The sequence below is a fragment of the Bradyrhizobium sp. SZCCT0148 genome (assembly GCF_018129985.1).
In the GTDB taxonomy this organism is placed as follows: Bacteria; Pseudomonadota; Alphaproteobacteria; order Rhizobiales; family Xanthobacteraceae; genus Bradyrhizobium; species Bradyrhizobium japonicum_H.
The window spans coordinates 370,589-383,765 of the sequence record NZ_JAFCKT010000004.1; the positions used below are offsets into that span (position 1 = coordinate 370,589).

Genomic DNA, 13,177 nt, shown 5'->3' on the forward strand with positions numbered 1-13,177 from the left:
TGAGGAATTGCAATGGCCGCCATCGATCCTCTCACCGCGGGCGCCGTATTCATCGCGACGGCTGCCACAGACGCAGTCTATGTCATGTTCACCTCGGCCGTGATCGCACGAAAACGCGTGCCGGCGGCGAACTGGAGCGCGGTCTGGTACCTGCTCTCCTCCTATGCCGTCATCAGCTACACCGAGAACGCCTTTTACGTTGCCTTCGCCGCGATCGGCTCCTGGGCCGGTGCCTATGCCTCGCTCACGTTCCTGCACCGCCCGCCCGGCGGTCCGCCGGTCGGCGCAGCGCCGGAGTGAGCGGACGCGCTCTTCGGTCTCGCACGTGTCATCATCCGCGAAGGCGGATGATCCAGTATTCCAGAGGCGCTGGTGATAGAGCCGCGACGTCAGGGATTACTGGATACCCCGATTTCGAGGGGTATGACCCGAGAATGAATTCGACATCTTAGTTGAAACAACTAAGTTGCGTACGATTAACAAAAAGGAAAACCAACAATGGATCTCGGTCTCAAGGGAAGAAACGCCATCGTGCTTGGCGGCACGCGCGGCATCGGGCGAGCGATTGCGGCGACGCTGGCCGGTGAAGGCACCAATGTCGCGGTGTGCGCGCGCAATGCCGATCAGGTTGCAGCCACCGTCGCCGAGCTGAAGGCGCAGGGCGTCAACGCCACCGGCGGCCCGGTCGACGTCACCGACGGCGTGGCGCTGAAATCCTGGATCGAGGGTGCGGCTAGAGAGCTTGGCGGCATCGACATGCTGTTCTCCAATGCCGGCGCGATGGCGCAGGGCCACGATGCTGCATCATGGGAGCAGAACTTCAGGCTCGACCTGCTCGGCGCCGTGCACGCGTTCGACGCCGCGCGGCCGTTCCTCGAAGCGAGCGGAGAAAAAAGCGGGGATGCTGCCTTCGTCATCATTTCTTCGATCTCGGCGGCGCAGGCCGACACGGCCAGTTCCTACGGCCCGATCAAGGCGGCGCTGATCCACATGGCCAAGGGACTGGCGCGGCAACATGCGAAGAAGAAGATCCGCGTCAATGTCGTGTCGCCCGGCACGGTCTATTTCAAGGGCGGGGTCTGGGAGATGGTCGAGAAGAACATGCCCGAACGCTACAACGACGCGATGAAGCGCAATCCCACGGGACGCATGGCGACGCCTCAGGAAATCGCGAGTGCGGCCGTGTTTCTGGCAAGCCCGGTGTCGGGATTCACCACGGGATCGAATCTCGTCGTGGACGGCGCGATCTCGAACCGGGTGAATTTCTAGAGGCAACCATACTGTCATCGCCCGGCTTGACCGGGCGACCCAGTTTTCCGAGACGACAGCGATTGCGCCGAGAAGCCGCAGCGTACTCCATACCCCGCCTCCGCGGGGTATGACACCGAGTTTGTGAAGCACGGCCGTCTCAACAACTTGGTCAGTGCGGCAGCATCCCGCCCCCTGCTCAATGAAAATCCCGCGACGGCGGCAGGATGCGGACGTTGCGAGGATGGCGAATCTTCTGCGCGGGCATGTCCGGAAGATCGCGACGATCGTCATTGAGCTCGCCCCCGGTCTCAAGCGGCATCGGATGTTTCCGGCTCAGCGCGTCGTTGGCGAGGCCAACCAGATCGTGCGAGCGGTCGATCAAGCGCTGGGCGATGAGATGCGTTACCTTCTCGGGGCTGCTCTGGATATAACCCTGAACCTCGATGAGGCGTGCGCCCATCACCTCTTTCCGGTACTGCTCCATGATCTTGGGCCAGACCACGACATTGGCGATGCCGGTTTCGTCCTCCAGCGTCATGAATACGACGCCGCTGGCACTGCCCGGCCGTTGCCGCACCAGCACCACGCCGGCACAGCGGACGCGGCGCCGCTCGTTCTCGTGGCTGATCTCCCTGCAGGCGACGACGCGCTCGCGCGAAAACATCTCGCGCAGGAATTCCATCGGGTGGCCCTTCAGCGATAACCGGATGGTCTGGTAGTCCGCGACCACCTGCTCGGCGCGCGGCATTGCCGGCAGCGGCTTGGCATGCTCGTCCGGCTGCTCGCGCGCAGTCGCGGCTTCGAACAGCGGCAACGGCACGTCGTCGGGCAGCCGCCGCACCTGCCACAGCGCCTCGCGGCGGTCGAGCCCGAGCGAGCGGAACGCGTCGGCATCTGCCAGCAGGATCAGCGCGCGCTTGGGCAGGCCGGTATCGCGGGCGAAATCCTCGAGCGAGGTGAAGGGCCGGCGGTTGCGCGCGGCAACGATGCGGTCGGCCCAGTCGGGCACCCTCTCCACATTGTCATTCCGGAGCGATGCGTCAGCATCTAACCCGGAATCCATTCCGCCCGGCATATGCTGCCTGATGGATTCCGGGTTCGCGCTTTTCGCGCCATGGAGTGACGACTGAGAGCGTTTCAACTGCTCTTCATCCTCGTCCAGCCAGTGGAAGCCGTCGATCTGGCGGAAACCGAGGCGCACGGCGCAATATTTGCCGTCCGTATTCTCCAGCGTGTTCTGCGCAAAGCTATAGGACACGTCGATGTCCCGCACTTTGACACCGTTCTTGCGGGCATCGCCGACGATTTGCGCCGGCGCATAAAACCCCATCGGCTGCGAGTTCAAGAGGCCGCAGCAGAAGGCGTCGGGATGATGGTATTTCAGCCATGACGAGATGTAGACGAGTTGCGCAAAGCTCGCGGCGTGGCTCTCCGGGAAACCGTAGGAGCCGAAACCCTTGATCTGATCGAAGCAGTTTCGCGCGAATTGAGGATCATACCCTCTGCGGATCATATTGCCGATCATTTTCTCTTCGAAACTGCCAATGGTCCCAACATTGCGAAACGTCGCCATGGCACGCCGCAACCCATTGGCCTCCTCCGAAGAAAACTCTGCGGCCACGATCGCGATCCGCATCGCCTGCTCCTGAAACAGGGGCACGCCGAGCGTCTTGTGAAGGACCTCGCGAAGCTCGTTCTTGTTGCCACCCTTCGGATAGGGATACTCGATATCCTCCGGGTTCATCTTCCGCCGGCGCAAATACGGATGCACCATGTCGCCCTGGATCGGTCCGGGCCGCACGATCGCGACTTCGATGACCAGATCGTAGAAGGTTCGCGGCTTGAGGCGCGGCAGCATGTTCATCTGGGCGCGGCTCTCGACCTGGAACACGCCGAGCGACTCCCCGGCACACAGCATGTCGTAAACCTTCGGGTCGTCCTGCGGAACGCTCGCCAACGCAAGACGCTCGCCCTTGTGCTGGTCGATCAGATCGAAACATTTCCGGATGCAGGTCAGCATGCCCAGCGCGAGCACGTCGACCTTCATCATGTTGAGCGCGTCGACGTCGTCCTTGTCCCATTCGATGAAGGTGCGGTCGTCCATCGCGGCATTGCCGATCGGCACATAGGTGTCGAGCCGGTCCTGGGTCAGCACATAGCCGCCGACATGCTGGGAGAGATGACGGGGGAATTCGATCAGTTCGGTCGCAAGCTCGACCGCAAGATTGATCATGGGATTGCTGGGATCGAGCCCGGCCTGCCTGACCTGCATGTCGTTGAGGCCCTTGCCCCAACTGCCCCAGACGGTGTCGGCGAGCGCTGCGGTGACGTCCTCGGTCAGACCCAGCGCCTTGCCGACGTCGCGGATGGCGCTGCGCGGGCGATAGTGAATGACGGTCGCGATGATCGCGGCGCGGTGGCGGCCATAGCGGCGATAGACATATTGCATCACCTCCTCGCGCCGCGAATGCTCGAAATCGACGTCGATGTCAGGCGGCTCCAGCCGTTCCTTGGAGATGAAGCGCTCGAACAACAAATCGACCTTGGTCGGGTCGACCGAGGTGATGCCGAGCACGTAGCACACGGCCGAATTCGCCGCCGAGCCGCGCCCCTGGCACAAAATATTCTGGCTGCGCGCATAGTGCACGATGTCGTGCACGGTGAGGAAGTAATGCGCGTATTTCAGCTCGGCGATCAGCGCGAGCTCCTTATGCAAGGTGGCGCGCAGCTTCGCGTCAATGTTTTCGATGCCGCCGAAATATTTGTCGACGCCCGCCCAGGTCAGATCCTCCAGATGTCCTTGCGCGGTCTTGCCCGGCGGCACCGGCTCGTCCGGATATTGGTATTTGAGCTGGTCGAGCGAGAAGTCGATCTTCCCCGCAAAACGCATGGTCTCCGCGATCGCCTCGGGAAAATCGCGGAACAGCCGCGCCATTTCACGCGGTGTCTTCATGAACCGCTCGGCATTGGCTTCCAGCTTCTTCCCGATCGCCTCGATCGTGGTCTTTTCCCGGATGCAGGTCAGCACGTCCTGAAGCGGACGGCGGCCGGGCTCGTGATAGAGCACCTCGTTGGTCGCGAGCAGCGGCACATTTGCTTTGGCCGCGAGATCATCGAGCCGCGCCAAGCGGCGGCGGTCGTCGCCGCGATAGATCAGGCTCGCCGCCAGCCACACGCCCCCGGCGCGGCTTGCCTTCAGCTTTGCAAGCACATCCAGCGCCTGCGCCGGCTCGAAGCGATGCTGCAACGTCAGGACCAGGAGCTGGCCTTGCGAAAACTCCAGGAGATCGGCGAAGGCGAGACGGCATTCGCCCTTCTCGATCCGCGTGATGTCGTCGCCACGCTTGCCCCGGGTCAGGAGCTGGCACAGCCGGCCATAGGCGGCGCGGTCGCGTGGATAGACCAGAATGTCGGGCGTACCGTCGCTGAAGACGATGCGCGTGCCGATCAGCAGTTTCGGCTTGTGCAGCACCTTGTCGTTATCGAGCTCATTCCAGGCCCGCACCACGCCGGCGAGCGTGTTGTGATCGGCGATGCCGATCGCGGGAAGGCCGAGCTCGCTGGCCTGATGCACATAGGCGCGCGGATCCGAGCCGCCACGCAGGAAGGAGAAGTTGGTGGTGATGCCGATTTCGGCATAAGCAGGCGTACTCATGCGAAGAGGCCATGCACATACCAGCCGGGAGAAGCAGCCTCGCCGTCGCCGTCGAACACCTCCCCCTCGTAAAGTCCGTCGCGAAAGATCCAAAAGCGCAGGCCTTCGGCGTCCTCGATGCGAAAGTAATCCCGCGTCAGCTGCTTGCCGTCCTGCCGCCACCATTCCATCGCGATACGCTCGGGCCCCTCCACCCGCACCACGGCATGCAGCGCGCGACGCCAGGTGAATTGATGCGGCGGTCCATCGGGCACGGCCGCGAACGGCACCTTGATCGGTTCCGGCTTGTCGAACAGCCGCAAGGGACGCAGCGGCGGCTCGCTTTCGGTCCGCGCCGGCCATTCGGCCTGCATGGCAGCAGCGAGACGATGCTGCGCCGAGGCGGCCATCACGGCGCATTCGGGGATATGGGTGTCCTCGGGCAGGTGCACGACGACACGTTTTCCGCCGATGCGCGCGGCGATGCGGTCGATCAGGGCGGAGAGCTCGTCATTGTCATGGACATGGGCATCGAGATCGCGCTGCTCCTGCACCACGATCTCGGTGCGGCTTGCCGACAGGCGCACCATGTCGAAGCCGAAACCGGGATCGAGGGGATCGGCGAGCGCGTCAAGGCGCTCGCGGAACAGCCGGTCGATGACCTTGCTTTGCGTCACCGGCCGCCCGGCCTCGACCATGATCGCGCGCACCACACCGTCGGTGCGGAAGAACGCGGCTTCCAGCCTGCGGGCGCCCTTGCCCTGCTTCTCCATCGACGCAATCAGCGTGTCCGCCAGCCGCGACAGCGTCATCGCGATCATAGTGTCGGTCGCGATCGGCTCGGCAAAGCGCTTCTCCACGATGTAATCGGGCAGTGGCTTGCGCGGGCTGATCGGCGCATCGCCCTGCCCCAGCGCATGCGCGAGCAGTGTGGAGAACCGCGCGCCGAACCGCGCCGTGATCTCGCTCGGCGAACGGGAGGCGACATCGCCGATGGTCTTTAGCCCGGCGCGGCGCAGGCCCGTGGTGATGGCCTCACCCGCACCGAGCGCGGACACCGGAAACCGGCGGATCGCCGCCGCCTCCCCGCCATCTGCAACGATGCTGCCCGCGGCCTGCCGCGTCAGCGTGCGCGCGCAGACCGAGGTGCCGGCGATCGCCGCGCTGACGGCAAAGCCTTGTCGGCCGAGCGCACGAACCAGCGTCTGCAACAACGCGGCCTCGCCGCCGAACAGATGCGCACAGCCGGTGATGTCGAGGAACAGCCCATGCGGCGGATCCAGCGCCACCAGCGGCGTGAAGCGATCGCACCAGTCGGCGATGTCGCTGAGCGTCTTCGCATCGGCAACGACATCGGCGTCGAACACCTTCAAGTCCGGACACATCGCCCGCGCATTGGCCAGGGGCTGACCGATATACAGCCCGAGGCGCTCGGCGGCCTCGTCCAGCGCATGGATGACCAGTGCATTGTTGTCCTTGATGACGACGATGCAGGGCTCGTCTTTTTGTTTTGACGCGCTTTCTTCACGCGCACCGCGACCCACTTCGCTTGAAAACGCCCTGACTTTACCCAGCCCGACGCTGTCGAAGAAACGTTGAATTCTGTCGATCGGCAGGCGTGGCAGCCAAAGGCTGAGAATACGTCGACGGTTCACTGAACTGGCACTCATCACAATTCCATTCCATGATCCACCGGCCGCACGGGCCATGACGATTACGCAACAGCTCGGCATCGAAGCGCGGCGCGCCCCAGGCGTCCCACACTGACCCCGGCGGAGAATGCGCCGCGCGCAGCATCCATCGTGTCTCTGCAGTCGAAGGCAGCGGTTGCGCCGCCATGCGCAGCATCAGGCCGGTGACGCCGGAGCCTTGCGCGGCCAGCGTCAGCTTGCGGCTCGCCACCAGATCGAACTGCCTGGTCTCGCCCCAGAGCTCGAGCACGACGGCGCCGAGCGCATCGCAGGCCAGCGCATCGGCCGAGCTGCGCAGCGCGCTCTCGACATCGGCAGCGCGCACCATCACCACACGGCGTGGATCGAGGCCGAGCTCGGCGAGCCCGCTCATCGACAGTGCGCCCGCCTCTATCTCCGAGAAATCCTGCCGTATCCACAGCAGAGGCCGCTGCGCCGAGACGCGCCCGGCGAGGCCCATGACGAAGCCGGTGGCGGCCGTCCCCTGAGACCCAGCACAAAACACCTCGTGGATCGCCGCGCGCGCGAGGCCGCCCTTCAGTGCGCTATCGGCTTGGTTGTGGCCGAGCGCAACCCGATCGTGCGGATGCACGACCGCGGCCGTCTCGATGCGCTCGATCTGGCCGCGCAAGGTCGCAAGCGCGCTCATGCGTGCGCCGCTCATGCTCGCCGCTCCTTCAGGGGTGATTGCCGATGGCTCTTAAAAATAAGAACCAGCGGCTGGCTCATTTGTTCATGATATGTTCTAATATAAAGCTAACGGCGGCCGGGGAGTCAATCGAATTGGTGCTCCGTCAGATTCGTCAGTTGAATCAAAGGGATTTCAAGATGGACGTGCAACGCAAGCTGGAAATTCTGGCAGACGCCGCCAAGTACGATGCGTCCTGCGCCTCCAGCGGGACCGAGAAGCGGGATTCCAGCGACCGCAAGGGCATGGGCTCGACCGCGCCGGGCATGGGCATCTGTCATTCCTATGCGCCGGACGGCCGCTGCATCTCGCTGCTCAAGGTGCTGCTGACCAACGCCTGCAATTACGATTGCCTCTATTGCGTCAACCGCGCCTCCTCCAATGTGCCGCGGGCCCGCTTCACCGTCGAGGAGGTGGTCAAGCTGACGCTCGACTTCTACCGGCGTAATTACATCGAAGGCCTGTTCCTCTCCTCCGGCATCATCCGCAGCCCCGACTACACGATGGAGCAGGTGGTGGGCGTCGCGCGAAAACTGCGCGAGGAGCATCACTTCCGCGGTTACATCCATCTGAAGACCATTCCCGAGGCCGACGACGCGCTGATCACGGAGGCCGGCAAATATGCCGATCGTCTCTCCATCAACATCGAGATGCCCGAGGAGACAAGCCTGCAGCAATTCGCGCCGGAGAAGGACGTGCGCGCGATCCGCCGCACCATGGGCCGGCTGCGGCTGAAGCTGGACGAGGCTGAGGAGAACCGCGTAGCGAAGACGAAAGCCAGGCCGCAACGCTTCGCGCCGGCAGGCCAGAGCACGCAGATGATCGTCGGCGCCGATAGCGCCTCCGACCATACCATTCTCCACACCAGCTCCAATCTCTACGGATCATACAAGTTAAGGCGCGTCTATTATTCCGCCTTCAGCCCGATTCCCGACGCCAGCCGCGCCTTGCCTTTGGTGCAACCGCCGCTGCTGCGCGAGCATCGGCTTTACCAGGCAGACTGGCTGATGCGGTACTACGGCTTCGATGTCGGCGAGATCGTCGACGATAGCGCGATGCTGCCGCTCGACATCGATCCGAAGCTCGCCTGGGCGCTGCGCCATCGCGACCGCTTCCCGCTCGACATCAACCGCGCCAGCCGCGAGGAGCTGCTGCGCGTGCCGGGCTTCGGCACCAAGGCCGTCGAACGCATCATCGCGACACGGCGCACCACCACGATCCGCCTCGCCGATCTCGCCCGGCTGCACGTGCCCCGCAACAAGGCGCTGCCGTTCATCGTCCTCAGCGACCACCGCCCCTCGCCGCATCGCCTCGATGCCGCCGGGCTGATCGAGCGATTCAAGCCGAAGGCAACGCAATTGGGGTTTGGCTTCTGATGCAGTATATCACCCTCGACACCGAAACCGATTTCGATGGCTGGCGCAAAGCCGCGCGCAGCCTCGCGCTTCATCATGTGCAGCCTGCCGACGTCGCCTGGACCGTGCAGGGCCGCGACGCGGACTTATTCGCGCCGCAAGCGCCGTCTCCGATCCTCGCGGTGAACGAGGGCACCTTCAACGTATCAGGCAAATTCGTCGATCTCGCCAGGACCGCGATCCTGCATCGCGATCCCGAGCGCTTTGCGATCCTCTATCGCCTGCTCTGGCGCCTGAAAGACAATCACGATCTCATGGACGTCGCGATCGATCCTGATGTCGCGCAGGTCGCGGCCATGGCGAAGGGAGTCCGCCGCGACGAGCACAAGATGCATGCCTTCGTCCGCTTCCGCGAGATAGGACGCGAACGCGCAGCGCATTTCGTCGCCTGGTTCGAACCAGAGCATCACATCGTCGAGCTCGCCGCGCCATTCTTCGCCAAGCGGTTCGCCGATATGCCGTGGTCGATCCTGACGCCGGATCTCAGTGCGCATTGGGATGGCCTTGCGCTTTCGTTCACACCGGGGGTCAACAAGAGCGAGGCGCCGAGCGAAGACCGGCTGGAGGAAACCTGGCGGCGCTACTATGCCAGCATCTTCAATCCGGCCCGATTGAAGGTAAAGGCGATGCAGAAAGAGATGCCGAAGAAATATTGGAGGAACCTGCCCGAGGCTTCGATCATTAGGCCCTTGATCGAGGATGCCGAACGCATGACCGGCGCCATGATCGCCAATGCCGCAACCGATCCGCACAAGCCTCAGAAGCGACCGGAGGCTCCGATGATACACACGACTGCCGCCGACGATCTCGAAGCGCTCCGCGAAGAGACTGCGCATTGCCGCGCCTGCCCGCTGTACAAGGATGCGACCCAGACCGTGTTCGGCGAGGGCCCGAAGCACGCCAATATCATGCTGGTCGGCGAGCAGCCCGGCGACAAGGAAGACCTTGCCGGCCATCCTTTCGTCGGCCCGGCCGGCCAGATGCTCGACCGTGCGCTTGAGGAAGCCGGTGTCGACCGCAAGAAGGTCTATGTCACCAACGCGGTGAAGCACTTCAAATTCGTCCCGCGCGGAAAGATCCGCCTGCATCAGAAGCCGAATACGCCGGAGATCAAGGCGTGCCGGCCATGGTTCGAACGGGAAGTCTCGGCAATCCAGCCCGGTCTGATCGTGGCGATGGGCGCGACCGCCGCGCAAAGCGTGTTCGGCAAGATCACCCCCATCGGCAAGACCCGCGGCCGGCTCATCGACCTTCCCGAGGGACGCAAAGCGTTGGTGACGGTGCACCCGTCTTATTTGCTGCGGCTGCCCGATCCGGAAGCCAAGGCGCTGGAATATCAGCGCTTCGTCGACGATTTGAAGATCGCTGCCGGTTTGCAGAAGAAAGCCGCGCGGGCCGCCTAAATACTGGCAGGAAAACGGCTTTCAACCGCCGCTTGTCATCCGGCCTTCAAATCCATCGCGGACAATACCCTGACTTCAAAGTTAAGGGGCGTCCAGACATGACCGATGTTGCATTCGACCGCGCGGTAGCCGATCCCGCACCGATCCAGCCGGCTTCGCGGCCGAATCTCGACAAGGGCTTCAATCCGCTGACGATGATCCTGTTCTTCGGCATCCTTGCCGCGGGCCTGCTGTTCGTCGCCTACAGCATCTATGTCGATGTCAACGCCACCGGCGCGCGGGTGACGACCTACCTGCCCTACATCCTCCTGTTCGTCGCGCTCCTGATCGCGCTCGGATTCGAATTCGTCAACGGCTTCCACGACACCGCCAATGCAGTGGCGACCGTGATCTACACACATTCTCTGCCGGCCGAAGTTGCCGTGATATGGTCGGGCTTCTTCAACTTCCTCGGCGTGCTCATGTCCTCCGGTGCGGTCGCCTTCGGCATCGTCTCGCTGCTGCCGGTCGAATTGATCCTGCAGGTCGGCTCCAGCGCCGGTTTCGCGATGGTGTTCGCGCTCTTGATCGCCGCGATCCTGTGGAATCTCGGCACCTGGTTCTTCGGCCTGCCCGCCTCCTCCTCGCACACGCTGATCGGTTCGATCATCGGCGTCGGCGTTGCCAACGCCGTCATGCGCGGCCGCGACGGCACCTCGGGCGTCGACTGGAGCAAGGCCACCGAGATCGGCTATGCGCTGCTGCTGTCGCCGCTGTTCGGCTTCATCTGCGCTGCCGTGCTGTTGCTGCTGCTCAAGTTCATCGTGCGCAACCCGGCCCTGTATGCCGCGCCCGAAAGCAACAAGGCGCCGCCGCTCTGGATCCGCGGCCTGCTGATCGCGACCTGCACCGGCGTCAGCTTCGCTCACGGCTCGAACGACGGCCAGAAGGGCATGGGCCTGATCATGCTGATCCTGATCGGCACCGTGCCGACGGCCTACGCGCTCAACCGCGCGCTGCCGGAGTCCCAGGTCGCCCAGTTTCAGAAGGTCTCCGATGCGGCCTCTAAGGTGATCGCGGCCAAGGGCGCCGGCCACTCGATCATCGGCGACCCCCGTCCTGCGGTGACCCAGTACATCACCTCGCACCACATCAGCGAGGGAACCTACCCTTCGCTGTCGGTGCTGGTGAAGGATGTCGGCGACCAGGTCGCGAAATACGGCTCGCTCAACAAGGTACCGGCTGAAGCGGTCGGCAACACCCGTAACGACATGTACCTGGCCTCCGAAGCGATCCGCTACCTGATGAAGGACAAGGAAAACGACCTCAGCAAGGACGAGGTCGCGACCTTGAACGCCTACAAGGGCGGACTCGACAGCGCCACGAAGTTCATCCCGACCTGGGTGAAGGTTGCGGTTGCGATCGCGCTCGGCCTCGGCACCATGATCGGCTGGAAGCGCATCGTGATCACGGTCGGCGAGAAGATCGGCAAGAGCCATCTCACCTATGCACAGGGCGCTTCGGCCGAGCTGGTGGCCGCAGCGACGATCGGCGCCGCAGATGTGTTCGGCCTGCCCGTCTCCACCACCCACGTGCTGTCGTCCGGCGTCGCCGGCACGATGGCGGCCAACGGCTCGGGCCTGCAATGGTCGACCATCCGCAATTTGCTGATGGCCTGGGTGCTGACGCTGCCCTGCGCGATCATGCTGTCGGCCACGCTCTACGTGATCTTCTCGCGGATCTTCTGAAGCCGATTGGATCCCTCAAAACGAAGGGCCCATGCGGTGCACGGGCCCTTTTCATCATGTGCTTCCGGCTTGGCTTCAAGACGCCGCGAGCGATTCCTCGACCAGCTTCACCCAATACGACGTGCCGAACACGATCGCCTCGTCGTTGAAATTGTAGGCGGGGTGATGCAGCCCGGCGCTGTCGCCGTTGCCGCAGAAGATGAAGGCGCCGGGGCGCGCTTCCAGCATGTAGGCGAAATCCTCGCCGCCCATCAGCGGCGGCATCTCGTGCACATTGGCATCGCCCGCGACTTGCCTGGCAATGCGCCGCGCCACCTCGGTCTCCGCAGCGTGGTTGTTCACGACGGGATAGTTGCGATGGTAGCGCAGGTCGATCTTGGCGCCGGTGATCTGCGCGACGCCCGCCACCACTTCATGCACGCGCTTCTCGACCAGCTTGCGCACCTCCGGCGACAGCGTGCGGATGGTCCCCTTCAGCGTCGCGGTCTGCGGAATGACGTTGCGGGCGTTGCCGGCGTGGAATTCGCAAATCGAGATCACCGCCGACTCCAGCGGATCGACACTGCGCGCGACGATCGACTGCAGCGCCGTGATCACCTGTGCGCCGACCAGCACGGAATCGATGCATTTGTGCGGACGCGCGGCATGGCCGCCGAGGCCCTCGATCATTATGTCGACCTCGTCGGTCGCCGCCATGATCGGGCCCGGCCGGATCGCGAACGAGCCGATCGGGATGCCCGGACCGTTGTGCATGCCGTAGACCTGCTCGATGCCGAAGCGCTCCATCAGGCCGTCCTTGACCATGGCCGCGCCGCCGGCGCCGCCCTCCTCGGCGGGCTGGAAGATCACCACCGCATCTCCGGCGAAGTTGCGGGTTTCGGCGAGGTAGCGGGCGGCCCCGAGCAGCATCGCGGTGTGGCCGTCATGGCCGCAAGCGTGCATCTTGCCCGGAGTCTTGGAGGCGTAAGGCAGGTTGGTCTGCTCCTCGACAGGCAGCGCATCCATGTCGGCGCGCAGGCCGATGGTCTTGAGCCCTTCGCCGGCCGGCTTGTTCCCCTTGATCACCCCGACCACGCCGGTCTGGCCGAGGCCGGTGACGACCTCATCGCAGCCGAATTCGCGCAGCCGGTCCGCGACGAATGCTGCAGTGCGGTGCACGTCATAGAGAAGCTCGGGGTGCTCATGGATGTCCCGGCGCCAGGCCTGAATATCGGGTTGAAGGTCGGCGACGCGGTTCACGATGGGCATGGAGGGTCTCAGACGTTGTTGAAAATGCAGGACTGTCTAACATGCAAGCGCCAGTCCACCCAACTGCCGCGGGCCGAGGGTAACCCTGTCCTCTCGTCATGGCCGGGCTCGTAGCCGGCT

9 protein-coding genes are annotated in these 13,177 nt (G+C 63.8%); 5 read left to right on the forward strand and 4 right to left on the reverse strand.

What is annotated here, in order from left to right:
- Positions 1-12: 12 nt before the first annotated feature.
- Both JQ580_RS16490 and JQ580_RS16495 read left to right on the forward strand, forming a co-directional pair.
- The gene (locus JQ580_RS16490; protein WP_008136644.1) at positions 13-300 is read left to right on the forward strand and encodes a hypothetical protein; all 288 of its coding nucleotides are present in this window, start codon (positions 13-15) and stop codon (positions 298-300) included.
- Positions 301-498: 198 nt separating this feature from the next.
- Entirely contained in the window at positions 499-1,269 is a 771-nt protein-coding gene (locus tag JQ580_RS16495; RefSeq protein WP_212281106.1) for an SDR family NAD(P)-dependent oxidoreductase, read from the forward strand.
- A 178-nt stretch (positions 1,270-1,447) separates the two neighbouring features.
- Here the strand turns inward: JQ580_RS16495 and JQ580_RS16500 are convergent, their stop codons facing one another.
- Genes JQ580_RS16500 through JQ580_RS16510 form a run of 3 tightly spaced genes read right to left on the reverse strand, consistent with a single transcriptional unit; the run spans position 1,448 to position 7,240 of the window.
- Positions 1,448-4,906: an error-prone DNA polymerase gene (locus JQ580_RS16500; protein ID WP_212281107.1), complete on the reverse strand. Its 3,459-nt coding sequence runs from the start codon at positions 4,904-4,906 to the stop codon at positions 1,448-1,450.
- Positions 4,903-6,555, reverse strand: a complete 1,653-nt coding sequence (locus JQ580_RS16505) for a Y-family DNA polymerase (protein ID WP_212281108.1) — start codon at positions 6,553-6,555, stop codon at positions 4,903-4,905. Before JQ580_RS16505 ends, JQ580_RS16500 begins: the two co-directional genes overlap by 4 nt.
- Complete coding sequence (locus tag JQ580_RS16510) at positions 6,452-7,240, reverse strand: ImuA family protein (RefSeq protein WP_212281109.1); 789 nt, start codon at positions 7,238-7,240, stop codon at positions 6,452-6,454. The genes JQ580_RS16505 and JQ580_RS16510 overlap by 104 nt, the downstream gene beginning before the upstream one ends.
- A gap of 164 nt (positions 7,241-7,404) precedes the next feature.
- Between JQ580_RS16510 and JQ580_RS16515 the strand changes: the two genes are divergently transcribed.
- From JQ580_RS16515 to JQ580_RS16525, 3 genes are all read left to right on the forward strand, one after another.
- Positions 7,405-8,640, forward strand: coding sequence for a putative DNA modification/repair radical SAM protein (locus tag JQ580_RS16515; RefSeq protein WP_212281110.1), 1,236 nt, complete (start codon positions 7,405-7,407; stop codon positions 8,638-8,640).
- Positions 8,640-10,082, forward strand: a complete 1,443-nt coding sequence (locus JQ580_RS16520; protein ID WP_212281111.1) for a UdgX family uracil-DNA binding protein — start codon at positions 8,640-8,642, stop codon at positions 10,080-10,082. The genes JQ580_RS16515 and JQ580_RS16520 overlap by 1 nt, the downstream gene beginning before the upstream one ends.
- A 98-nt stretch (positions 10,083-10,180) precedes the next feature.
- The gene (locus tag JQ580_RS16525) at positions 10,181-11,809 is read left to right on the forward strand and encodes an inorganic phosphate transporter (protein WP_212281112.1); all 1,629 of its coding nucleotides are present in this window, start codon (positions 10,181-10,183) and stop codon (positions 11,807-11,809) included.
- A gap of 75 nt (positions 11,810-11,884) precedes the next feature.
- On the opposite strand, the gene JQ580_RS16530 is transcribed toward JQ580_RS16525, so the two are convergent.
- Positions 11,885-13,057, reverse strand: coding sequence for a M20 aminoacylase family protein (locus JQ580_RS16530; protein WP_212281113.1), 1,173 nt, complete (start codon positions 13,055-13,057; stop codon positions 11,885-11,887).
- Between the last annotated feature and the right edge of the window lie 120 nt (positions 13,058-13,177).

Excerpts from the sequence above, each read along its gene's own strand:
- JQ580_RS16490 (WP_008136644.1), top strand. The coding sequence starts at position 13 with ATGGCCGCCATCGATCCTCTCACCGCGGGCGCCGTATTCATCGCGACG.
- JQ580_RS16495 (WP_212281106.1), top strand. The coding sequence starts at position 499 with ATGGATCTCGGTCTCAAGGGAAGAAACGCCATCGTGCTTGGCGGCACG.
- JQ580_RS16500 (WP_212281107.1), bottom strand. The coding sequence starts at position 4,906 with ATGAGTACGCCTGCTTATGCCGAAATCGGCATCACCACCAACTTCTCC.
- JQ580_RS16505 (WP_212281108.1), bottom strand. The coding sequence starts at position 6,555 with ATGAGTGCCAGTTCAGTGAACCGTCGACGTATTCTCAGCCTTTGGCTG.
- JQ580_RS16510 (WP_212281109.1), bottom strand. The coding sequence starts at position 7,240 with ATGAGCGGCGCACGCATGAGCGCGCTTGCGACCTTGCGCGGCCAGATC.
- JQ580_RS16515 (WP_212281110.1), top strand. The coding sequence starts at position 7,405 with ATGGACGTGCAACGCAAGCTGGAAATTCTGGCAGACGCCGCCAAGTAC.
- JQ580_RS16520 (WP_212281111.1), top strand. The coding sequence starts at position 8,640 with ATGCAGTATATCACCCTCGACACCGAAACCGATTTCGATGGCTGGCGC.
- JQ580_RS16525 (WP_212281112.1), top strand. The coding sequence starts at position 10,181 with ATGACCGATGTTGCATTCGACCGCGCGGTAGCCGATCCCGCACCGATC.
- JQ580_RS16530 (WP_212281113.1), bottom strand. The coding sequence starts at position 13,057 with ATGCCCATCGTGAACCGCGTCGCCGACCTTCAACCCGATATTCAGGCC.